Source organism: Variovorax paradoxus EPS, from assembly GCF_000184745.1.
GTDB lineage: Bacteria > Pseudomonadota > Gammaproteobacteria > Burkholderiales > Burkholderiaceae_C > Variovorax > Variovorax paradoxus_C.
Genome location: NC_014931.1, coordinates 3936829 through 3956974, shown reverse-complemented (window position 1 = coordinate 3956974; position 20146 = coordinate 3936829). Strand labels below are relative to the sequence as shown.

General features: G+C 67.8%; 21 protein-coding genes. 12 read left to right on the top strand and 9 right to left on the bottom strand.

What is annotated here, in order from left to right; genetic code table 11:
- Nucleotides 1-17: 17 nt before the first annotated feature.
- Together VARPA_RS18280 and VARPA_RS18275 are read right to left on the bottom strand one after the other, a co-directional pair.
- Nucleotides 18-398, bottom strand: a complete 381-nt coding sequence (locus VARPA_RS18280) for a tautomerase family protein (RefSeq protein WP_013542074.1) — start codon at nucleotides 396-398, stop codon at nucleotides 18-20.
- Between the two features lie 26 nt (nucleotides 399-424).
- The gene (locus VARPA_RS18275; protein ID WP_321163479.1) at nucleotides 425-1123 is read right to left on the bottom strand and encodes a cold shock and DUF1294 domain-containing protein; all 699 of its coding nucleotides are present in this window, start codon (nucleotides 1121-1123) and stop codon (nucleotides 425-427) included.
- Nucleotides 1124-1376: 253 nt separating this feature from the next.
- Between VARPA_RS18275 and VARPA_RS18270 the strand changes: the two genes are divergently transcribed.
- Nucleotides 1377-2303: a DMT family transporter gene (locus tag VARPA_RS18270; RefSeq protein WP_234974773.1), complete on the top strand. Its 927-nt coding sequence runs from the start codon at nucleotides 1377-1379 to the stop codon at nucleotides 2301-2303.
- A gap of 37 nt (nucleotides 2304-2340) precedes the next feature.
- Nucleotides 2341-3237, top strand: a complete 897-nt coding sequence (locus VARPA_RS18265) for a hypothetical protein (protein ID WP_013542071.1) — start codon at nucleotides 2341-2343, stop codon at nucleotides 3235-3237.
- Between the two features lie 12 nt (nucleotides 3238-3249).
- Here VARPA_RS18265 and VARPA_RS18260 read toward each other — a convergent pair whose 3' ends face one another.
- Entirely contained in the window at nucleotides 3250-4125 is an 876-nt protein-coding gene (locus tag VARPA_RS18260; protein WP_013542070.1) for a CoA transferase, read from the bottom strand.
- Between the two features lie 158 nt (nucleotides 4126-4283).
- On the opposite strand from VARPA_RS18260, the gene VARPA_RS18255 reads away from it, so the two are divergent.
- Nucleotides 4284-5186 carry an SDR family oxidoreductase gene (locus tag VARPA_RS18255; protein WP_013542069.1) on the top strand — a complete coding sequence of 301 codons (903 nt, stop codon included), beginning with the start codon at nucleotides 4284-4286 and terminating at the stop codon, nucleotides 5184-5186.
- Between the two features lie 3 nt (nucleotides 5187-5189).
- On the opposite strand, the gene VARPA_RS18250 is transcribed toward VARPA_RS18255, so the two are convergent.
- Entirely contained in the window at nucleotides 5190-5648 is a 459-nt protein-coding gene (locus VARPA_RS18250; RefSeq protein ID WP_041943808.1) for an Lrp/AsnC family transcriptional regulator, read from the bottom strand.
- A 116-nt stretch (nucleotides 5649-5764) separates the two neighbouring features.
- On the opposite strand from VARPA_RS18250, the gene VARPA_RS18245 reads away from it, so the two are divergent.
- Complete coding sequence (locus VARPA_RS18245; RefSeq protein WP_013542067.1) at nucleotides 5765-6373, top strand: glutathione S-transferase; 609 nt, start codon at nucleotides 5765-5767, stop codon at nucleotides 6371-6373.
- A gap of 1 nt (nucleotide 6374) precedes the next feature.
- On the opposite strand, the gene VARPA_RS18240 is transcribed toward VARPA_RS18245, so the two are convergent.
- Entirely contained in the window at nucleotides 6375-6773 is a 399-nt protein-coding gene (locus VARPA_RS18240) for a DUF488 domain-containing protein (protein ID WP_013542066.1), read from the bottom strand.
- Between the two features lie 26 nt (nucleotides 6774-6799).
- Nucleotides 6800-8668, bottom strand: coding sequence for a PhoX family protein (locus VARPA_RS18235; RefSeq protein ID WP_013542065.1), 1869 nt, complete (start codon nucleotides 8666-8668; stop codon nucleotides 6800-6802).
- Between the two features lie 96 nt (nucleotides 8669-8764).
- On the opposite strand from VARPA_RS18235, the gene VARPA_RS18230 reads away from it, so the two are divergent.
- Together VARPA_RS18230 and VARPA_RS18225 are read left to right on the top strand one after the other, a co-directional pair.
- On the top strand, nucleotides 8765-9592 hold the full coding sequence (locus tag VARPA_RS18230; protein WP_013542064.1) for a crotonase/enoyl-CoA hydratase family protein: 828 nt from the start codon (nucleotides 8765-8767) through the stop codon (nucleotides 9590-9592).
- Between the two features lie 287 nt (nucleotides 9593-9879).
- Entirely contained in the window at nucleotides 9880-10194 is a 315-nt protein-coding gene (locus VARPA_RS18225) for a hypothetical protein (RefSeq protein WP_013542063.1), read from the top strand.
- Nucleotides 10195-10242: 48 nt separating this feature from the next.
- Here VARPA_RS18225 and VARPA_RS18220 read toward each other — a convergent pair whose 3' ends face one another.
- The 3 genes from VARPA_RS18220 to VARPA_RS18210 form a co-directional block, all read right to left on the bottom strand.
- On the bottom strand, nucleotides 10243-11502 hold the full coding sequence (locus VARPA_RS18220; RefSeq protein WP_013542062.1) for an acyl-CoA dehydrogenase family protein: 1260 nt from the start codon (nucleotides 11500-11502) through the stop codon (nucleotides 10243-10245).
- Between the two features lie 85 nt (nucleotides 11503-11587).
- Nucleotides 11588-12730, bottom strand: coding sequence for a DSD1 family PLP-dependent enzyme (locus tag VARPA_RS18215; protein WP_013542061.1), 1143 nt, complete (start codon nucleotides 12728-12730; stop codon nucleotides 11588-11590).
- A gap of 203 nt (nucleotides 12731-12933) precedes the next feature.
- Nucleotides 12934-13224 carry a hypothetical protein gene (locus tag VARPA_RS18210; protein ID WP_013542060.1) on the bottom strand — a complete coding sequence of 97 codons (291 nt, stop codon included), beginning with the start codon at nucleotides 13222-13224 and terminating at the stop codon, nucleotides 12934-12936.
- A gap of 183 nt (nucleotides 13225-13407) precedes the next feature.
- Here VARPA_RS18210 and VARPA_RS18205 point away from each other — a divergent pair, with 183 nt between their 5' ends.
- From VARPA_RS18205 to VARPA_RS18180, 6 genes are all read left to right on the top strand, one after another.
- Complete coding sequence (locus VARPA_RS18205; protein ID WP_013542059.1) at nucleotides 13408-13674, top strand: hypothetical protein; 267 nt, start codon at nucleotides 13408-13410, stop codon at nucleotides 13672-13674.
- Nucleotides 13675-13827: 153 nt separating this feature from the next.
- A complete protein-coding gene (locus VARPA_RS18200) occupies nucleotides 13828-14223 on the top strand; it encodes an acyl-CoA thioesterase (RefSeq protein WP_013542058.1) in 396 nt (131 codons plus the stop codon).
- A complete protein-coding gene (prpC, locus tag VARPA_RS18195) occupies nucleotides 14220-15398 on the top strand; it encodes a 2-methylcitrate synthase (RefSeq protein WP_013542057.1) in 1179 nt (392 codons plus the stop codon). Before VARPA_RS18200 ends, prpC begins: the two co-directional genes overlap by 4 nt.
- 21 nt (nucleotides 15399-15419) lie before the next feature.
- Nucleotides 15420-18044, top strand: a complete 2625-nt coding sequence (gene acnD / locus VARPA_RS18190; protein WP_013542056.1) for a Fe/S-dependent 2-methylisocitrate dehydratase AcnD — start codon at nucleotides 15420-15422, stop codon at nucleotides 18042-18044.
- 22 nt (nucleotides 18045-18066) lie between these two features.
- Entirely contained in the window at nucleotides 18067-19263 is a 1197-nt protein-coding gene (prpF, locus tag VARPA_RS18185; RefSeq protein ID WP_013542055.1) for a 2-methylaconitate cis-trans isomerase PrpF, read from the top strand.
- 20 nt (nucleotides 19264-19283) lie between these two features.
- Nucleotides 19284-20144: an isocitrate lyase/PEP mutase family protein gene (locus tag VARPA_RS18180; protein ID WP_041943800.1), complete on the top strand. Its 861-nt coding sequence runs from the start codon at nucleotides 19284-19286 to the stop codon at nucleotides 20142-20144.
- Nucleotides 20145-20146 lie beyond the last annotated feature (2 nt).

The window sequence follows — 20146 nt, the reverse complement described above, 5'->3', positions numbered from 1 at the left end:
CGGGTAGCGGGCGACCGCTACGCGTACTGCATCTCGCCGTTTCCGAACGACCAGTTTTCCTTCATCACCTCCACGAGGTTGATGAACACGTCCTCGCGCCGGATGCCCAGCTTCTCGTGCAGGTCGTCGGCCACGCGCTTGTAGAAGGCCTTCTTCATCTCGATCGTGCGCCCCTGGTTCAGCGTGATCTGGATCAAGACGAAACCCGCCGAGTACTCGACGCCCAGGTAGCTCTTGGGATGAACCAGGTCCTGCGCGGCATGCCGGGTGATGACCTGGAATTTGTCGTCCTTGGGCACATTGATGGTTTCGGTCATCGCCTGGTAGATCAGGTCACCGATGGCCGGGCCCAGCGTTTCCGGCGAGGCATCCGACAGTTCGATTCGAACGAATGGCATGGAGGTTTCTCCTGGTTGGGATCGTTTCAGTCTAGGACAGGGATACCCCGCAGCCAGAACACCCAGGCCAGCACCGCCGCGCAATGGAGCACGACGGTGGCGCGGTACACGATCAGAAAGCTCTGCTTGCTCGACTTGTGGCGAAGCAGCCGTTGCGCGGCCCAGGCACCCGGCCAGCCGCCCGCCAGCGCAAGCAGGTGCAGGGTGCTTTCCTTCGTGCGCCAGCGGCCGGTCTGCGCGGCGTTCTTGTCGAAGGCATAGGCGGAGAAGGCCAGCAGGCTCAGCGCCGGAACTGCGCCCAGAACCAGCAGGGGCAGGCGGCCGGACCAGACGGCCGCACCGAGCAGTACTCCGTACGCGAGAAGGAAAAGCAGGCCCCAAGAAGCCGGAGCATCGGATGCGCCCGCGCGACGCGGATTCGCGCGCTTCGGAGCAGAGCGGCGATGGCTGTTGATGGGCGTGTGCTTCGCCGCGGACCGCGAAGCATTGGCCGATATCGCCTGAACCGCCACGGCACGCGGCCCCTTGCCGCCGACATGGATCTCTTCGAAGCTCAGCGCCATGCCCACCTGCGGCAACACCCGCCGGTCGCTGAAGTCGCGCTGATGCACGAACACATCGGCCGATATCTCAGGGCTGCGGATGAAACCGAAGCCGCGGTCGGCCTCCCAGCGGACGAGTCGACCTTGGCGTTTCATGTTTCGTGGCGGGCGGGAGGAGGGCACATGGCCGCAATTCTCCTTTGTGCTTTCCCTTGCCCCTCCAAGACCCGGCTTCTATCATCGGCCGCTCATGCACCTGCACCACTCTCCCCCTCCGCCGACCTGCCTCTGACGCGCGCCTCGCGCCGCGCTCAGACCCGCAAGTGGTCGCCGTCGTCCGCCTCCTGCAAGGCCGGGTGACGGCCGGATGGTCATGCCTGCCCTCTACAAACAGAGCGGCGGGCGTCATGGAGAACTTTCAACAATGAACGCAAGAATGTCTGCCGCCCTGGCCTGGGGCGGCGTGTTGCTGGCCGGCGCGCTGTGGGGCGGCGGCGCGCTGGTGGCGCAATTCCTCATCGATGGCGGCATCGCGCCGCAGAGCCTGTCGCTGGCGCGCTTCGCGCTCGGGGTGCCGCTCTTGTGGTGGCTGCATTGGCGGGCACAGCGCATGGCGGAGGCCACCGATGCGCGCTGGCGCGACCTGGCCCGTCGCGAGCAGTTCCAGGTCGTCGGCACCGGCGCCGCGATGGCGCTCAACGTGAGCTGCTGGTTCGCGGGCATCGCGCACCTGGGCGCCGCGTTGCCGACGGTGATCTCGATCTGCTGCGCGCCGGTGATCGTCGCGCTCGTCTCGGTCGCGCGCGGCTACGAGCCCTTCGGCCTGCGCCTGCTCGGCGGCCTCGTGCTGGCGCTCGCAGGCGTCGCGCTGCTCGTCATGCCGGCCAAGGGATGGGGCCCGCTGCCAGCCGGGCACGCCGCCGGCCTCGCTTGGTCGTTCGGCTCGGCCTTCTGCTACGCGCTGGTGGTGCTCGGCAACGCACGCATGCCGGTTCGGGTGCCGGCCGTCACCGCGTCGGCGTGGGGCATGAGCGTGGCGGCGCTGTGCATGCTCGCGGTCGCGTGGCCGAGCGGCATCACCTGGCCCAGCGGCGCGGCCCAATGGCTGGGCGCGGCCTACACCGGCGTGGTCACGACCTCGGTGGCCTACCTGGCCTTCGCCTGGGGCGCACGGCGCCTGTCGCCGACGGCCGCGGTGGTCGGCACGCTGATCGAGCCGCTGGTGGCCGCGTTGCTGGCGGCGCTGTTGTTCGCCGAGCCGATGGCGCCCCGGCAGTGGCTGGGCGCCGTGCTGCTCGCAGTGGCGATGCTGCTGCTCATGCGGCGCGGTGCGAAGACGCCACCCGAAACAGAAGCCGACTGAAGCCAAAAGTGATCGCTCCGTTGTATGGTGTGGCCCCATGAGCAGTTCGCCCCACCTGCCGGCATCGTGGACACGCACCCTGTGCGGCGCCGTCCTGTTCGCGTCCTCGCTGGCCTGTTGCGCGGCACCTGCCGAGTCCGCCGCGCCGGCCCAGGCGCTGCGCGACACCCACCAGCGCCTCCACGACAAGCTCGATCACAGCAGCTTCGGCCGCCCCGTGCAGCTCGATTCGAGCGAAACGCCCGGCGGGCTCGAGGGCGACGTCTACGCGGTGATCGACCATCCGCTGTCGGAGGTCACGGCCGCGTTCAAGGGATCGGCCCACTGGTGCGAATTGCTCACGCTGCACATCAACAACCGGCGCTGCAAGACCGGCACGGCGCAGGGGCGCGAAACGCTCACGCTCTACGTCGTGCGGCGCTATGACAAGCCGGTCGACCAGGCCTTCGAGCTGCCCTTCGTCTATCGCGTGGCAAGCGCGACACCCGAGCACCTGTCGGTCGAGCTTTCGGCGGCGAGCGGGCCGTTCGGCACGAGCAACTACCGCGTCACGCTCGAAGCGATTGCGCTCGATGCGCAGAAGAGCTTCGTGCATTTCAGCTACGGCTACGACCACAACATGATGGTGCGGCTCGCCACCCAGGCCTACCTTGCGACCTTCGGCCGTGACAAGGTCGGCTTCACGGTGATGGGCAAGGCGCCCGACGGCAAGCCCGAGTACATCCGGGGCCTGCGGGGGCTGGTGGAGCGCAATGCGATGCGCTACTTCCTCACGCTCGATGCCTACCTGTCGAGCGATGCGAAGGATGCCGACGAGCGCCGCCAGCGCCACTGGTTCACGGCGGCCGAGCAGTACCCGCGGCAACTGCACGAGGTGGATCTCGACACCTACCTCGCGCTCAAGCGCGAAGACCGGCAGCGCGACGGTCGCTGAAAACCCGGGCCTTCAATCGGCCAGCGTGAGCAGCGGCACGTCGCGCTCGCGGCTCATCGCATCGAGCTCGGCACGCGTGCGGGTCGCGAGCCATGCGGCCAGCGCCTTGTGCGTGGCCGTGGCCATCATGTCGGGGGGCGTCACGCCGGCCGCTTCGCAGAGGCGATTCGCGAAATGCGGCTCCAGCGCCGCCACCGCCACGCGGCCATCGGCACAGGGATACACGCGATAGCCCGCATGCGCGCCACCGACCGCGCCCGTGGGCTGCGTCAGGCCCCAGGTGCGCGGCAGGGCGAGCCAGTCGGCCGAGGCGTTCAGGGCCACTTCCAGATAAATGCCGCTTGCCTTGCCACCGCCGCGGGCGCGACGCAACACGGCCGTCAGCACCGCTTCGCTCGCGAGCAGCGCGCCGCCCATGTCGGCGTAGAGCGTGGGCGGCAGCTCGGTGCCGGTCACGAGACCGCTCTCGGCGACGTAGGTGAGGTCGTGGCCCGGCTCCTCGGCGCGCTCGCCCGGCGCACCGACGATGGCCACCTGCGACAGCGACGGATGACGCGCCTGCAGCGCCGGCCAATCGAGGCCGAGCTTGCGCAGTGCGGAGGGGCGGAACGAGGTGAGCAGCACGTCGGTCTTGGCAAGTTCGGCGTGCAGTTGCTGCTGGCCTGCTTCGGTCTTGAGGTCCGCGGTTTCGATGGCGATGCCTTCGTGCAGCGCGGCATACGCCGGCTGGTTGTAGAGCGCCATCGGGTCGCCGGCAGGCGGCTCCAGCTTCAGGCAGTTAGCGCCCATCTGGCGGCAGCGCAGCAGCGCGGCCGGGCCGGGCAGGTTGAGCGCAAGGCTCAGGACGCGCACGCCTTCGAGCGGCAGGAAGGGGGTGAGGCTGGACATGGTTGTCGATCCGGAGAACAGGTCAAAGGACATTCTCACCCGACCCGCGCGGGAGCCAGATTCCGCAAGCCGTCACGTCGGCTCCGCGCGTAGCATGCGCGATGGCAGCGCACGTTCTTGCCGTTGCCGCACGATCCAACGTGACTCAAGGAGACCCCATGTTCCAACCTTCCCTGATGAGCGGCCAGCGCATCCTCGTGACCGGCGGCGGCACCGGCCTCGGCCGCGCGATGGCCGAGCGCTTCCTCGGCTTGGGCGCCGACATCGCCATCTGCGGCCGGCGCCAGTCGGTCTGCGAGGAAACGGCGGCCGAGTGGCGCCAGCAGTTCCCGGGTCGTCGCATCGACACCTTCGGCGTCGACATCCGCATCGCGCAACAGGTCGACGAAATGGTCGAGAGCCTGTTCCAGAGTGGCGGCCTCACGGGGCTCATCAACAACGCGGCGGGCAACTTCGTCGCGCCGACCGAGAGCCTCTCGCCGCGCGCCTTCGATGCGATCGCGAACATCGTCTTCCACGGCAGCTTCTATGTGACGCAGGCGGTGGGCAAACGCTGGGTTGCTGAAGCCAAGTCGGGCCAATGGAAGCAGGGCGACCCCTTCCGCAGCGTGATGAGCATCATCGTGACCTGGGTCGACAACGGCAGCCCCTACGTCGTGCCCTCGGCGATGAGCAAGGCCGGCATCGAGGTGATGACCAAGTCGCTCGCGGTGGAGTGGGCGCGGCACGGCATCCGCCTGAACGCCGTGGGCCCCGGCGAGATTCCCACCGAAGGCATGAGCAAGCGCCTGAACCCCGGGGAGGAGCCGGGCGCGCGCACCAAGGAGATGAGCCCGATGGGCCGCACCGGCCGCATGAGCGAGCTGCAGAACATCGCCGCCTTCCTGATGGCCCCAGGCCAATGCGACTGGCTCACGGGCCAGAGCATCATGATGGACGGCGCCAACGCGCTGGCCAACGGCGGCAACTTCTACGAGTTGCGCCAGTGGAGCGACACCGACTGGAAGGATGCGCGCGAACGCATCGAGGCGCAGAACCAGAAGGACAAGGCGCAGCGCTGACGGTTACTTGCGCGGCGGTTTTGCCGCATGCACGGTGACGTGCTTGTTCACGGGGCTGGACAGCACCAGCGAGGTGGTCACCGCGCCGTCCACCGCCAGCGCGTCGACCACGCGCTGCAGGTCGGCCGGCTCGGCGATGGCGCAGCGCACGAAGAAGCAGTCTTCGCCGGTCACGCGGTCGGCGCTCAGCACCTCGGGCATGGCATCGAACAGCTTCAGGTATTTGGCGATGCCCGCATGCGTGGTCTCGATGCGGATGATGGCCTGCAGCCCCACGCCCAGCGCCCGCAGGCTGACGCGGGCGCCGTAGCCTTCGATCACCCCCGCATCCTCGAGCTTGCGCACGCGCTCGCTCATCGCCGGTTGCGAGAGGCCGATGCGCTTGCCCAGCGCGGCCAGGCTCTGGCGCGCATCGGTCTGCAGGGCTTCGAGAATCAGGCGGTCCTTCTTGTCGATGTTCATGGTGTGTTTCATGACCGATGGGTGATCGGTTTGCGGCCCCGATTTTCGATGGGTTGCCATTCGGCGCGAGCGCAGCCGCCGATATCGTGGCGCACACCCTTCAGGAGAAACAAACGATGCAACTCGTCGGCATGCTCGATTCCCCCTATGTGCGCCGCGCCGCCATCTCGCTGCGGCTGCTCGGCCTTGCGTTCGAGCACCGCCCGGTCTCGGTCTTCAGCACCTTCGAGCAGTTCCGCGCGATCAACCCGGTGGTCAAGGCGCCCACGCTGGTGTGCGACGACGGCACGGTGCTGATGGACTCCACGCTGATCATCGACTACGCGGAAGCGCTGGCCGGGCGCAGCCTGACGCCTGCCGACGTGGCGCAGCGGCAGCGCGCGCTGCGCATCACCGGGCTGGCGCTGGCCGCTTGCGAGAAGACGGTGCAGATCGTCTACGAACACAACCTGCGCCCCGCCGAGAAGCTGCATCGGCCATGGCTCGACCGGGTGCAGGGGCAGCTCGTCGCGGCGTACGCGGCGCTTGAGAAAGAAGTCGCTGCGATGCCGCTGCCGGCCGATGAATCGACGATGACGCAGGCCGGCGTTTCAGCCGCCGTGGCCTGGTCTTTCACGCAGTTGATGACGCCTGAAGCGATTGCGCCGGCCAATTTCCCGTTGCTGACGGCATATGCCGCACGCGCGGAAAGCCTGCCCGCGTTCCAGGCCTTGCCCCAGGTGTGATTCAGCCCTCGATGTCCGCGCCGCGCTCGGCCAGCAACCCGCGCAGCAGCGAGCGGTGGCAGCGCGATTCGTCCTCGCAATAGCAGCCGACCGCCAGTGCGGTGCTGTGCGACAGCGCGGCGAGCAGGTCGAGGCTGCGGCTCGCGTCGGCTTCGGCCATCTCGGACTTGTACTTGCGCGCGAAGGCGTTCCATTGCGCGGGCTCCTGCGTCGCCTGCGCCTCTTGGCCCAGCTTCATCGTCTCGGCGGACGGCGCGAGGTTGGGGTACCAGACGTCGTACCAATCCTGCGAAGCGAACTCGGTCTTCGGAACGCCGCGCGGCGGACGGCGCACGGTGCCGATACGCAGGCCCTCGCCGGGTGCCCGAGGCGTACCTAGTCGAACGATGCGGATGCTCATGGGTGGGGTCTCCTTCTGCCTGCTCTTCAGGTGCCGACGATGCCGCCGTCGCGTCGCCGGATCGCCAGGGTTGCCGAACGCGGCCGCGCGCTGCCCGGCGCGGTGCCGTCGGGCCATGCGCTGTTGTGAGTGGTGCTGCCATCGTCGCGCGCCTCGCCCGGATGCTGGATGTTCACGAACAGCGTGCGGCGGTCGGATGTGACCACGCAGCCGGTGATCTCGCTGCCGTTCGGTCCGGTCAGGAATCGCTTGATCCGGCCGGTGGCCGGGTCGGCGCACAGCATCTGGTTGTTGCCGAGCGAGGCGTACGCAGGCTTGCCGATCACCTGGCCGCTCATGTCGGTCTGGATCCAGAGCAGGCCGCCGCTGTCGAAGTGCAGGCCATCGGGGCTGCCGAACATGTCGGCATCGGTCGAGGGATACCGCGCACCGCCGCCCGCCTCTGCAGGGTCGCCGGCGAGCGCGAAGTGGTCCCAGGCGAAGCCGGTGCTCGCCGCATCGCCGCCGTCCTCGCGCCAGCGCAGGATGCCGCCGAAAAGATTGTTGGCACGCGGGTTGGCGGCATCGGGCGCGGGCTTGCCGGCGTCGCCGCGCTGGCTGTTGTTGGTGAGGGTGACGTACACCTCGCCGCTGTGCGGATGCACGGCGATCCACTCGGGGCGGTCCATCTTCGTGCCGCCGACAATGTCGCCTGCCAGGCGCGCGTGGATCAGCACCTCGGCCTGGTCGGCAAAACCACTGGCCGCATCGACGCCGTTGCGGCCGTGCGTGAGTTCGAGCCACCGGCCGCGTCCGCCGGCGTCGTAGCGCGCGACGTAGAGCGTGCCGTCGTCGAGCAGGTGGCGGTTGGCGGCGCGCGCTGCAGCGTCGATGCCTGGCTGCACCTTCTCGCGGCTCACGAACTTGTAGATGTATTCGAAGCGCGCGTCGTCGCCCATGTAGACCACCACGCGGCCGTCTTTCGACGTCGTGCAGGTGGCGCTCTCCTGGCGCTTGCGGCCGAGGGCCGTGCGCTTGACGGGCGTGGACGTGGCGTCGAACGGATCGATCTCCACCACCCAGCCGAAGCGGTGCGGCTCGTTCGGATGACGGCTGAGGTCGAAGCGTTCGTCGAAGCGCCAGTACTCGACCCACTGCGTGCCCGGGACCGTGCCGTAGCGGCGCTGTGCGTCCGTCATGCCGGTCGCCGCTTCCTTCGGGCCGCCGAAGTAGCCGTGGAAGTTTTCTTCGCAGGTGAGATACGTGCCCCAGGGCGTGACGCCCATCGCGCAGTTGGCGAAGGTGCCGAAGACCTGATCGCCGGCCGGGTTGGCGAGGGTGAGCATCAAGGGTGTGCCCGCGGCCGGGCCGGTGATGCGCATCGGCGTGTTGCCGTGGATGCGGCGCGCGAAGGGCGAGGGCTGCACCTGCTGCCAGCCGGTGGATGTGCGGCGGATTTCGATCACCGAGACGCCCATCGCATGGAGCGACTTGCGCACCTTGTCTGCGGTCCACACCTTGACGCCGTCGGCGTGCAGCAGTTGCTCGTCGGTGTACTCGTGGTTCATCACGAGCAGGCCGCGCTCGCCGCGCGCGTCGAGCGCGAAGAAGTGCATGCCGTCGTGGTGCATGCCGGCCTGCACCGCCTGGTCGGCGGCGCTGTTGGCACCGTCCGGCGCGAAGGCCGGCATCTGGCCCGCGATGCCGGTGGGCGTGCCCCAGGGGTAGAGCAACTGCCATTCGTATTCGGGCGGCACGACGACCGTGTCGCGCAGGGACACGGGCACGCCGGTGAACCCGAGCGCATCGCCGTTGCTGCGCGCCGTGGAAGGCACCGCGCAGCCCTGGCCGAACAGCGCCACCACGGCGGCGGCCGAACCCGATTGAAGAAGGAAATGGCGACGGTCCAGCGGCATGGCAGAGGTGTTGGGTAGGCGACAGCCGCCATCATCGCCCAGGCACTGTGCCGGGCGATACTGGCCAAAACCCAACGAAACCCACAGGAGACCCGCATGAGCGATCGCATCGAATGGACCCGCCACCCCGACGGCGTGGTGGAACTGCAGCTGGCACGCGCCGACAAGATGAACGCGCTCGACCCCGCGATGTTCGATGCGCTGATTGAAGCCGGTGAAGCCCTGCGCGGCGACACGTCGGTGCGCGCCGTGGTGATTTCCGGCCGCGGCAAGGCGTTCTGCGCGGGGCTCGACATGGCTTCGTTCGAGCGCATGCAGCAGGGCGCCGGCGAGGGCGTGCTGGGAGAGGGCGCGGCAGGGGCCGATCTGGTGAAACGCACCCACGACATCTCCAATGCCGCGCAACACGTCGCGATGGTCTGGCGCGACGTGCCGGTCCCGGTCATCGCCGCGGTGCACGGCGTGGCTTTCGGCGGTGGCCTTCAGGTGGCGCTGGGCGCGGACGTGCGCATCGTTGCGCCCGACACGAAGTTGTCGGTGATGGAAATCAAATGGGGCCTCGTGCCCGACATGGCCGGCATGGTGCTGATGCGCGAGCTGGCGCGCAACGACGTGGTGCGCGAGCTCACCTTCACCGGGCGCATCTTCTCGGGCGAAGAGGCGCTGCAGATCGGCTTTGCCACGCGCCTCTCGGCCGACCCGCTGGCCGAGGCGCTGCGGATGGCGCACGAGATCGCGGGCAAGAGTCCCGATGCGATTCGCGCCGGCAAGCGCCTGCTCAACGCGGCCATGTCGCAGAGTGCCGCGGAGTTGCTGATGGCGGAATCGGTCGAGCAGAAGGCGCTGATCGGCAGCGCGAACCAGGCCGAAGCCGTGAAGGCCAACATCGAGCGCCGCGCACCGCGTTTCGATCCACCCGCCTGACCCGCAAGCCTCCGTTGCGTTGCATCGTCCGCGCTCCGAAAGAAAGCGCGGCGTCTCCCTTTCCGAACGATTTACGCATTCTGATTGCCGAATAAATCGGCATTTAACACACATCGGGTATCTGTGTGTAAGAATTAAGTAGTTGTTTTATGGGAGGGATGGATGGAAATGGAATCACTTTGTGTGCAGAAGGTCACGTCTTGCCGGGGAGTAGTCCCTTGGAAGGATGGCTCCTGAACGCTCACTCCTTAACAATCGACAGCTTTGCCTAGCGACGGCGGCCCCGCATGTCGACCACCACGTTCTTTTGTAACCTCAGCGTGCCCATCCTGGTGGGCGAGGATCGCTACAAGTACATCCCCATCGTCGGGGTTTTCCGCAGCATTCCGTTCGATCAAGTCGATGAGTGGGTGATGCACCCCGACGGCGGGCCACGCAGCGATCGCGAACTCGCGGCCGAAGTGCTTGTCGAGATCCGCAAGCCCCTCGGCGCCAGCGGGCGCACCGCGCCGCACGCCTTCGATGTGGCCGACATCCTGCAGCTGGATCGCGCTGCAGCAATCGTTGTCTCCACTTTCCTTGCCGCGCTGCCTCGCGTCTGAGGCTTCGCTTCCCTCTCCTGTCTCCTTCTTCTTGCGCCTTGACCCAGCTCAGGCCGCAATCGCTCCCACCGCCCAGTAGAACGTCGGCCTTGCTCCGTTGAGCAGGTGGTCGCCGACCACGCGCCCCTTGTAGATCGTCGGGTTGTGCGATGCCAACGTGCGCGCGTTGCGCCAGTGGCGGTCGAGCCGGCGGTCTTCCTGCAGCGCCGAGGCGCCGCCGATGTCGAAGAGCCGCGTGCCCGCCTGCAGCACCGCATCGACGATGCCGGCCTGCGCCTTCGCGGTGTTGAGTTCCACCTCGAACAGCAGGCTCTCGGGAACGGGCTCGCCGCGCTGGCGGAAGCGGTCGACCTCGCCGAGCCCGCGCGCAACTGCCTGGACGGTGGAGGCCGCGATGAACGCGGTGCTCGCCAACTGGCCGATGACCTGCTGCACCAGCGGATCTTCGCGCGGCGTGTCGCCGCTGCCGTGGCTGTAGACGCGCTTGCGCGGCTGCACGAAGGCGACCGCGTCGCGCACGATCGCCCGTGCGATGCCCGCCAGCGTGGCGAGGTGCGTGAGCTGGAAATGCGCCGTGAGCGGCGTCGGCTGGTCACGCACGTAGAGCAGCACGTTCTCGGGTTTCACCCGCACGTTGCGAAAGCGCGTGGTGCCCGATGCGCTCAGCCGCTGGCCGAAACCGCGCCAATCGTCCACGCGCTCCACGCCTTCGGCTTCGGAGGGCACGAGCGCGATCACCCGGTCGCTGCTGCCATCGGCGTTCAGGCGCTGGGCCGAGACCGAGATCCAGTCGGCGTAGAGCGTGCCGGTGCTGTAGTACTTGTCGCCGTCCAGGCGCCACGCATCGCCGTCGCGCGACAGCGTGGTCTGCAGCGCGCCGAGCGCGCCTTCGCCGAGTTCGGTGGTGGCGTTGCCGAAGATCACGCCTTCGGCCGCAAGCCGCATCCACGGGCCATGCAGCGACGGATCGATCTCCGCGAACAGCCGCTCGATGAAGCCGAAGTGCGCGCGCAGGATCTGCGGCAGGTTGGAGTCCGCTTCGCCGAGCTCGATGAGCAGGTCGTACAGCTGCTCGACCGACGCTCCGATGCCGCCGTATTCGACCGGCACGCGCAGGGCGCCGAAGCGTTCGGCGTTGAGCCAGGCGACCGGCTCATGGGCCAGTTCGCGATCGTTTTCGCGCTGCGCCGCATGCACGGCGATGCGGTTGAAGATGGGGTGAAATCGCGCGAGGAGTTGCTGCGAGGAGGGCGCGGCCGGCGCCGCGTTGGCGCGCGCCGCGCGCGGGGTGTCTTGGAGGATGGGCATTGGCCCCGCACTGTGCCCGCCGCCACGTAGCTTGGGAAATGCGCTTTCCGAGTTTGCTTATGCCGGGCGCACCGCCTGCATCGGGCTATCGCTTCCCGCGCGCGTCCACCGGCCAGATCGCCACCAGCGCCCCGCCTTCGACCACGTGATAGACGTCGTGCAGGTTCACCGTCGGATCGCAGTGCGGCGTCACGAACTCGATGCGCGTGCCCAGTGCGGGGCGCGGCCCCGCCGGCATCAGCTTGCCGTGCTCGTCGCCGAAGAAGGCGTAGCGGCTCGCGGCATCGGTGCCGCGCGCGACCAGCGGCACGCCGCCGTCGGTGGCGAAGCACTTGGTGCCGCCGTCGACGGTGACCCATTCCGCCGCATTGGTGCTGACCACGGCCGTCTGCACGAACAGGGCCACCTCGAAGGGCGACGGCTCGGTGCCGGCGGCCAGCACCTGCGTGTATTCCGCGTCCATGAAGACATAGGAGCCGGCCTGCAGTTCGGTGAAGGCGTTCTGCTCCGAATCGAGGTCGTGGGTGCCGGTGCCGGCACCGGTGACGATCTCGAAGTTGAACCCCTTGCGCCGGGCCGCCGCGACGATGCCCGCCACGGTTTCGCGCAGGGCCGCCGCCCTCGCGCCGCGCTCCTCGCGCGCCACGATGTGCTGCAGGTTGCCCGCATAGGCCTGCAGGCCGCGCAGCCGCAGGCCCGGCTCGGCGGCGATGGCGGCGGCGAGCGCGAGCACCTGTGCCTCGTTCGCGGCGCCGGTGCGGTTGTAGCCGGCGCCGTAGTCGACCAGCACAGGCAGCGGATGCAGCAACCCGCTCGCGGCCCGGGCCAGGTCGGCCACGTTGGTGAGGTTGTCGGCCACTACCATCACACCGCCGGGCGCCGCGCGCTCAGCGAGTTTCACGAGGCGCGCGATCTTGCTCGGCGTGACGGCGGGCGAGGTGATCAGCACGCTGCGGATGCCGCCGTCGACCATGATTTCCGCCTCGCCCACGGTGACGCAGCTCACGCCGATGGCGCCCGCCGCCACCTGGCGCCGCGCGATCTCGATCGACTTGTGGGTCTTCACGTGCGGCCGGAGGCCGATGCCGCGCGCCTTCGCAAAGGCGGCCATGCGTTCGATGTTGCGGGTCATGGCGGGCAGGTCGATCAGCAGGGCGGGGGTGTCGAGCAGGTGGCGGCCGCCGGGAACGCCGATCAGCGGCGAATTGGCGTGCAGGGGTCTGGGCATTGTTTTGTCTTCCTTTGTTCTCGGATTCGGGAAATCAGGCAATCGGCGAGTCGGGGGCTCGCGACGCAGGGGTGCCTGCGCGCGAAATGATCGCATCGAAACATCCCGGAATGCGCAGCCGGCGGGGCAGCTTCTTTCGCTGTACGCAGGCGAAGGTGCTACCGGGGCCGCCTTGCCATGTGCTTCGGCAGGCTCGCGTCGCGTTAAAGCGGCGGCCCGACGCGCCGCAGCGCCAGCCACCACAGCAGCCCAGCGTTGACCGCCCAACTGCCCGCGAGCAGCATCAGCGCGGTGTTCGCCACGCCGGGCGACAGGTCGAGCGTGAGCAGGCCCAGCGACCACGGCAGGCCGCCCGCGATGGCGACCAGCATGCCCGCGTCGCTGTCCGGCACGGCCGCGGTTCCCAGCACGCACACCACGCCGGCGACCGTGTAGATCGACGCCGCGATGCGCCAGCCGGGACGAAAAATCGGTTGCGAGCGTGCCGTGGACATGACCCGAGCATCGCCGATTGCGGTGACGGCCGTGAAGGCTGGATACGCGCAGGAACGTAGTGTTTTGGCGACGATTCGTCGGCGGGCATGCCAACGAAATCACGATCGCGGGGCCTCGCTGCGGCAGCAGAACCTTCACAGCCGTTTCGCGCGACTGTCACTTGACCGCGCCACCATGCGCCCATGGCTGGCCAACTCATCTCCATTGCCCTCACCGTCGACCAACACGACGCCGGGGATTATTTCTGGGTGCTCCTCGAATCCTTCGACAACTCGATGGAGTTCGAACCGCTGATGGAGGCCGCCACGGGCTTCGCCACCTACGGCGATGCGCTGCAGGCGGGTTACGTCGTGCTCAAGGGCCTGTCGGAGGACCTGGGCGTGGGGCCTCGGGAAGAAGGCGACGATGCGAGCTTGATGGCGATGGACGACGTGGGCGACGCCGACTGACGCTTCGCGTCTCCGTGAAGACCCGGCTCGGCAGCGGCCGGGCGTAAGCAGCTCCGTGAATTCGCAGCATTCGCAATAGCTCGCGATCGCCTTCGCAAGAGTTCGCCCTTTCAGTCCTTATGCGAAGGGCGCAATCTGCGTAGATTGCGAAGCATGACGACACCCGTTGGAACAACCGAACTCCGCGAGCTGGTGCTGCCGGTGCATGCCAATCACCGCGGCACGCTCTTCGCCGGCCAGGGCCTGCAATTGATGAGCAAGGCGGCCTTCCTGGCCGCACGCGATCTGGCACAGCGCGAGGTGGTGATGGCCGGCGTGACCAGCGTCGCCTTTCTCGCCCCGGTGCCGGTGGGCTACCAACTCATCCTGCGCGGCTGGGTCAGCCGCATCGGCCGCTGCTCGATGACCGTGTGCGTGACCGGCATCGCCGACGTGCCGGGCGTTCCCGCGGAAGAAGTCCTCAAGGGCGTGTTCGAGATGGTGGCGGTCAACGCCGCCGGCCGCCCCACCGGCATCGATCGCTCTTATCTGAACAAGGAAACCGCATGACCACGACCACCACCGCCACGAACGAAACGGCCGCCCCGGCTGGTTTCAAGCCCAAGAAATCCGTCGCCCTCTCGGGCGTGACCGCGGGCAACACGGCGCTGTGCACCGTCGGCCGCACCGGCAACGACCTGCACTACCGCGGCTACGACATCCTGGACATCGCCGAGGTCTGCGAATTCGAGGAAATCGCCCACCTGCTGGTGCACGGCAAGCTGCCCACGCGCGCCGAACTCAAGGCCTACAAGACGCGGCTGAAGGCGATGCGCGGCCTGCCGGCCAACGTGAAGGCCGCGCTGGAGAGCCTGCCCGCCGGCGCCCATCCGATGGACGTGATGCGCACCGGCGTCTCGGCGCTGGGCTGCGTGCTGCCCGAGAAGGACGACCACAACCTGCCCGGCGCGCGTGACATCGCAGACCGCCTGATGGCCTCGCTCGGCTCGATGCTGCTGTACTGGTATCACTGGAGCAGCCAGGGCAAGCGCATCGAGGTGGAGACCGACGACGACTCGATCGGCGGCCACTTCCTGCACCTGCTGCATGGCCAGAAGCCCACCGATGCCTGGGTGCGCGCGATGCACACCTCGCTGAACCTGTACGCCGAGCACGAGTTCAATGCCAGCACCTTCACCGCGCGCGTGATCGCCGGCACCGGCAGCGACATGCACTCGGCCATTGCCGGCGCCATCGGCGCGCTGCGCGGCCCCAAGCATGGCGGCGCGAACGAGGTCGCCTTCGAGATCCAGAAGCGCTACGACGCGCCCGACGAAGCCGAGGCCGACATACGCCGCCGCGTGGAGGCCAAGGAGGTCGTCATCGGCTTCGGCCACCCGGTGTACACGGTGAGCGATCCGCGCAACGTGGTGATCAAGGGCGTGGCGAAATCGCTGTCCGAGGCGGCCGGGTCCACCAAGATGTTCGATATCGCGGAGCGCCTGGAGACCGTGATGTGGGAGGTCAAGAAGATGTTCCCCAACCTGGACTGGTTCAGCGCGGTGAGCTATCACATGATGGGCGTGCCCACGGCGATGTTCACGCCCCTCTTCGTGATCGCGCGCACCAGCGGCTGGGCCGCGCATGTGATCGAGCAGCGCGTGGACAACAAGATCATCCGCCCGAGCGCCAACTACACCGGTCCGGAAGACCTGAAGTTCGTGCCGATCGCGGCGCGCGTCTGAGCTGATTCACGATTCGCCACGATGAACGAACGACACAGAAAACAACTCCCCGGCACCACGCTGGACTACATCGACGCCCGCGCCGCGGTCGATGCGCTGCAAAGCGGCGCCTGGGACACGCTGCCCTACACCGCGCGCGTGCACGCCGAGAACCTGGTGCGCCGCTGCGACCTGACGATCCTCGACGAATGCCTGCTGCAGCTCATCGAGCGACGGCGCGATCGCGACTTTCCGTGGTTTCCGGTGCGCGTGGTGTGCCACGACATCCTGGGCCAGACCGCGCTGGTGGATCTCGCAGGCCTGCGCGACGCCATCGCGGCCGAGGGCGGCGATCCGTCGCAGGTAAATCCTGTCGTGCCGGTGCAGCTGATCGTGGACCATTCGCTGGCCGTGGAGTGCGGCGGATTCGATCCGCAAGCCTTCGAGAAGAACCGCCAGATCGAAGACCGCCGCAACGAAGACCGCTTCCATTTCATCGACTGGACCAAGCGCGCCTTCGCCAACATGGAGGTGATCCCGGCGGGGAACGGGATCATGCATCAGATCAACCTGGAGAAGATGTCGCCGGTGGTCTACGTGCAGGATGGCCTGGCCTTTCCCGACACCTGCGTGGGCACCGACAGCCACACGCCGCACGTCGATGCGCTGGGCGTGATCGCGGTGGGCGTCGGCGGCCTCGAAGCCGAGAACGTGATGCTGGGCCGCGCCTCGTGGATGCGCCTGCCCGACATCGTCGGCGTCGAGCTGACAGGCCGGCGCCAGCCGGGCATCACCGCCACCGACATCGTGCTGGCGCTCACCGAGTTCCTGCGCAAGGAAAAGGTGGTCGGCGCCTACCTGGAATTTTTCGGCGAGGGCACGAAGGGCCTCACGATCGGCGACCGCGCGACCATCTCCAACATGTGCCCCGAGTACGGCGCCACGGCCGCGCTGTTCTACATCGACGACCAGACGCTCACGTACCTGCGACTTACCGGCCGTGAAGATGCGCAGGTCGCGCTGGTCGAGACCTATGCGAAGACCGCCGGCTTCTGGGGCGATGCGCTGAAGACCGCGAGCTACGAGCGCGTGCTGAAGTTCGACCTGTCGAGCGTCGTGCGCAACATGGCCGGGCCTTCCAACCCGCACCGCCGCCTGCCGACCTCGCAACTGGCCGAGCGCGACATCGCCGTCGGATTGGCCGAAGCCCGGCAGCAGGAGGCTGCGGGCCTGATGCCCGATGGCGCCGTCGTCATCGCGGCCATCACCTCGTGCACCAACACCTCGAACCCGCGCAACGTGATCGCCGCGGGCCTGCTGGCGCGCAACGCGAACCGCTTGGGCCTCAAACGCAAGCCGTGGGTCAAGTCGTCACTGGCACCGGGCTCGAAAACGGTGGAGCTCTACCTGCGCGACGCCGGGCTGTTGACCGACCTGGAGCAACTGGGCTTCGGCATCGTCGCCTTCGCCTGCACCACCTGCAACGGCATGTCGGGCGCGCTGGACCCGAAGATCCAGCAGGAGATCATCGAGCGCGACCTGTACGCTACCGCGGTGCTCTCGGGCAACCGCAACTTCGACGGCCGCATCCATCCGTATGCGAAGCAGGCCTTCCTGGCCTCGCCGCCGCTGGTGGTCGCCTATGCCATCGCGGGCACGATGCGCTTCGACATCGAGCGCGACGTGCTGGACGTGGTCGACGGCAAGGAGATTCGCCTGGCCGACCTGTGGCCGAGCGACGAGGAAATCGACGCTATCGTTGCGGCCTCGGTGCGGCCCGAGATGTTCCGCAAGGTGTACGAGCCCATGTTCGCGATCCACGCGGACAACGGCGAGAAGGTGAGCCCGCAGTACGACTGGCGGCCGCAATCGACCTACATCCGCCGCCCGCCGTACTGGGACAGCGAAGGCGTGGGCGCGCTCGCTGCCGTGCCGCGCACGCTGCGCGGCATGCGGCCATTGGCCATCCTGCCGGACAACATCACGACCGATCACCTGTCGCCCTCCAACGCGATCCTGCTGGACAGCGCCGCCGGCGAGTACCTGGCGAAGATGGGCCTGCCGGAAGAAGACTTCAATTCCTACGCCACGCACCGCGGCGACCACCTGACAGCCATGCGCGCTACCTTCGCGAACCCGCAGCTCGTCAACGAGATGGCGGTGGAGGGCGGTGTGCAGAAGAAGGGATCGCTCGCGCGCATCGAGCCCGAAGGCAAGGTCGTGCGCATGTGGGAGGCCATCGAGACCTACCTGGACCGGAGGCAACCGCTCATCATCGTGGCCGGCGCCGACTACGGCCAGGGGTCGTCGCGCGACTGGGCCGCCAAGGGCGTGCGGCTGGCCGGCGTGGAGACTGTCGTGGCCGAGGGCTTCGAGCGCATCCACCGCACCAACCTGCTCGGCATGGGCGTGATGCCGCTGGAGTTCAAGCCCGGCACCACGCGCCTCACGCTGGGCCTGGACGGCACCGAGACCTACGACGTGGTCGGCGAGCCCAGGCCCCACGCCGACCTCACGCTGGTCGTGCACCGCAAGAACGGCGAGGTCCTGCAGGTGCCGGTCACCTGCCGGCTCGACACGGCCGAAGAGGTGTCTATCTACGAGGCGGGCGGCGTGCTGCAGCGTTTTGCGCAAGACTTCCTGGCCGAGAACAAACTCGCCGCCTGAGACAACCCTCATCACCAACGCCATGGCATCCGTTCCCCAGATCAAGATTCCCGCCGTCTACATGCGCGGCGGCACCAGCAAGGGCGTGTTCTTTCGCCTGCAGGACTTGCCCAAAGCCGCGCAACAACCCGGCCCGGCGCGCGACGCGCTCCTCTTGCGCGTGATCGGCAGCCCCGACCCCTACGCCAAGCAGATCGACGGCATGGGCGCTGCCACCTCGTCCACCTCCAAGACAGTGGTCCTGTCGCGCTCGGCGCGGCCGGACCACGACGTCGACTACCTCTTCGGCCAAGTTTCCATCGACAGCGCCTTTGTCGACTGGTCGGGCAACTGCGGCAACCTGTCGGCGGCGGTCGGGCCGTTCGCGATTGCGCAGGGGCTGATCGAGCGGGCGCGCGTGCCGCAGAACGGCATCTGCACCGTGCGCATCTGGCAGGCCAACATCGGCAAGACCATCGTGGCCCACGTGCCGATCGTCGAAGGCGAGGTGCAGGAGACCGGCGACTTCGAGCTCGATGGCGTCACGTTCCCCGCGGCCGAGGTGCCGCTCGAATTCATCGACCCGGCCGACGAGGGCGACGGTGAAGGCGGCGGCGCGATGTTCCCGACCGGCAAGGTCGTCGACGACCTCGAAGTGGCCGGGGTCGGCACGCTCAAGGCCACGCTGATCAATGCGGGCATTCCCACGATCTTCGTCAACGCGGCCGACATCGGCTACACGGGCATCGAGTTGCAGGACGCGATCAATGGCGATGCGAAGGCGCTGGCGATGTTCGAGACCATTCGCGCGCACGGTGCCGTGAAGATGGGGCTCATCAAGGACATCGCCGAAGCGGCGAAGCGCCAGCACACGCCCAAGGTCGCCTTCGTCGCGCCGCCCAAGGACTACACGGCCTCCAGCGGAAAGTCAGTGAGGGCAGGGGATGTCGACCTGCTGGTGCGTGCGCTGTCGATGGGCAAGCTGCACCACGCCATGATGGGCACGGCGGCCGTCGCCATCGGCACGGCCGCCGCGATTCCCGGCACGTTGGTGAACCTCGCGGCCGGTGGCGGCGAACGCCAGGCCGTGCGCTTCGGCCATCCGTCTGGCACGCTGCGCGTCGGTGCCGAGGCCCGCAAGGCCGACGATGGCGAATGGGTGGTGACCAAGGCCCTGATGAGCCGTAGCGCCCGTGTGTTGATGGAAGGCTGGGTGCGCGTACCCGGCGACAGTTTCTGATGATGATCGGCAGTTCTCTGATGTCCACCCGCAAGCAACTCAAGTCCCTCGCCGAAGCCCGCCGCGGCCTGATCGTTCCCGGCGCCTTCAATGCGCTCTCGGCCAAGGTCGTCGAAGACCTGGGCTTCAAGGCGATCTACATCACCGGCGCCGGTGTCACCAACATGTGGTTCGGCATGCCCGACCAGGGCTTCATGGGCCTGGCGGAAATCGCCGACCACACGGCGCGCATCCGCGATGCGGTGTCGGTGCCGCTGATCGTCGATGCCGACACGGGTTTCGGCAATGCGTTGAACGTGCGCCACACGGTGCGCACGCTCGAGCGCGCGGGTGCTGATTGCATCCAGTTCGAGGACCAGGTGGCGCCCAAGCGCTGCGGGCATTTCTCGGGCAAGGAAGTGATCTCCACGGAAGAAGCGGTCAGCAAGATCAAGGCGGCCGTCGATGCGCGGCAGGATCAGGAGCTGTTGATCATGGCCCGCACCGACGCGGCCGCCGTGCACGGCTTCGAGGCTGCCGTCGAGCGGGCGCAGAAGTTCGCGGAGGCGGGGGCGGACATCCTGTTTGTCGAAGCGGTCACCACTGCGGATGAGATTCGTGCGCTGCCGCAGCGACTGGCCAAGCCGCAGTTGATGAACATGGTGATTGGCGGCAAGACCCCGATCTTCAATGCCGAAGACTTGGGTGAGCTCGGCTACGGCATCGTGCTCTATGCCAATGCGGCGCTGCAGGGGGCGGTCTCCGGCATGCAGAAGGCCCTGACCGTGCTGCGAGATGAAAAGCAGGTGCTGGAATCCAGCGGGCTGGTCACGACCTTTGCCGAGCGCCAGCGGCTGGTCGGCAAGCCGGAGTGGGATGCGTTGGAGAAGCGCTATACGTGATG

Bases quoted from the DNA above. Each gene is read 5' to 3' on its own strand.
- VARPA_RS18270 (WP_234974773.1), top strand. From the start codon at position 1,377: ATGTCTGCCGCCCTGGCCTGGGGCGGCGTGTTGCTGGCCGGCGCGCTG.
- VARPA_RS18220 (WP_013542062.1), bottom strand. From the start codon at position 11,502: ATGCCCATCCTCCAAGACACCCCGCGCGCGGCGCGCGCCAACGCGGCG.
- VARPA_RS18260 (WP_013542070.1), bottom strand. From the start codon at position 4,125: ATGTCCAGCCTCACCCCCTTCCTGCCGCTCGAAGGCGTGCGCGTCCTG.
- VARPA_RS18200 (WP_013542058.1), top strand. From the start codon at position 13,828: ATGACGACACCCGTTGGAACAACCGAACTCCGCGAGCTGGTGCTGCCG.
- VARPA_RS18280 (WP_013542074.1), bottom strand. From the start codon at position 398: ATGCCATTCGTTCGAATCGAACTGTCGGATGCCTCGCCGGAAACGCTG.
- VARPA_RS18250 (WP_041943808.1), bottom strand. From the start codon at position 5,648: ATGAACATCGACAAGAAGGACCGCCTGATTCTCGAAGCCCTGCAGACC.
- VARPA_RS18215 (WP_013542061.1), bottom strand. From the start codon at position 12,730: ATGCCCAGACCCCTGCACGCCAATTCGCCGCTGATCGGCGTTCCCGGC.
- VARPA_RS18265 (WP_013542071.1), top strand. From the start codon at position 2,341: ATGAGCAGTTCGCCCCACCTGCCGGCATCGTGGACACGCACCCTGTGC.
- VARPA_RS18225 (WP_013542063.1), top strand. From the start codon at position 9,880: ATGTCGACCACCACGTTCTTTTGTAACCTCAGCGTGCCCATCCTGGTG.
- VARPA_RS18230 (WP_013542064.1), top strand. From the start codon at position 8,765: ATGAGCGATCGCATCGAATGGACCCGCCACCCCGACGGCGTGGTGGAA.
- VARPA_RS18210 (WP_013542060.1), bottom strand. From the start codon at position 13,224: ATGTCCACGGCACGCTCGCAACCGATTTTTCGTCCCGGCTGGCGCATC.
- VARPA_RS18255 (WP_013542069.1), top strand. From the start codon at position 4,284: ATGTTCCAACCTTCCCTGATGAGCGGCCAGCGCATCCTCGTGACCGGC.
- VARPA_RS18235 (WP_013542065.1), bottom strand. From the start codon at position 8,668: ATGCCGCTGGACCGTCGCCATTTCCTTCTTCAATCGGGTTCGGCCGCC.
- VARPA_RS18240 (WP_013542066.1), bottom strand. From the start codon at position 6,773: ATGAGCATCCGCATCGTTCGACTAGGTACGCCTCGGGCACCCGGCGAG.
- prpF (WP_013542055.1), top strand. From the start codon at position 18,067: ATGGCATCCGTTCCCCAGATCAAGATTCCCGCCGTCTACATGCGCGGC.
- VARPA_RS18205 (WP_013542059.1), top strand. From the start codon at position 13,408: ATGGCTGGCCAACTCATCTCCATTGCCCTCACCGTCGACCAACACGAC.
- VARPA_RS18245 (WP_013542067.1), top strand. From the start codon at position 5,765: ATGCAACTCGTCGGCATGCTCGATTCCCCCTATGTGCGCCGCGCCGCC.
- acnD (WP_013542056.1), top strand. From the start codon at position 15,420: ATGAACGAACGACACAGAAAACAACTCCCCGGCACCACGCTGGACTAC.
- prpC (WP_013542057.1), top strand. From the start codon at position 14,220: ATGACCACGACCACCACCGCCACGAACGAAACGGCCGCCCCGGCTGGT.
- VARPA_RS18180 (WP_041943800.1), top strand. From the start codon at position 19,284: ATGTCCACCCGCAAGCAACTCAAGTCCCTCGCCGAAGCCCGCCGCGGC.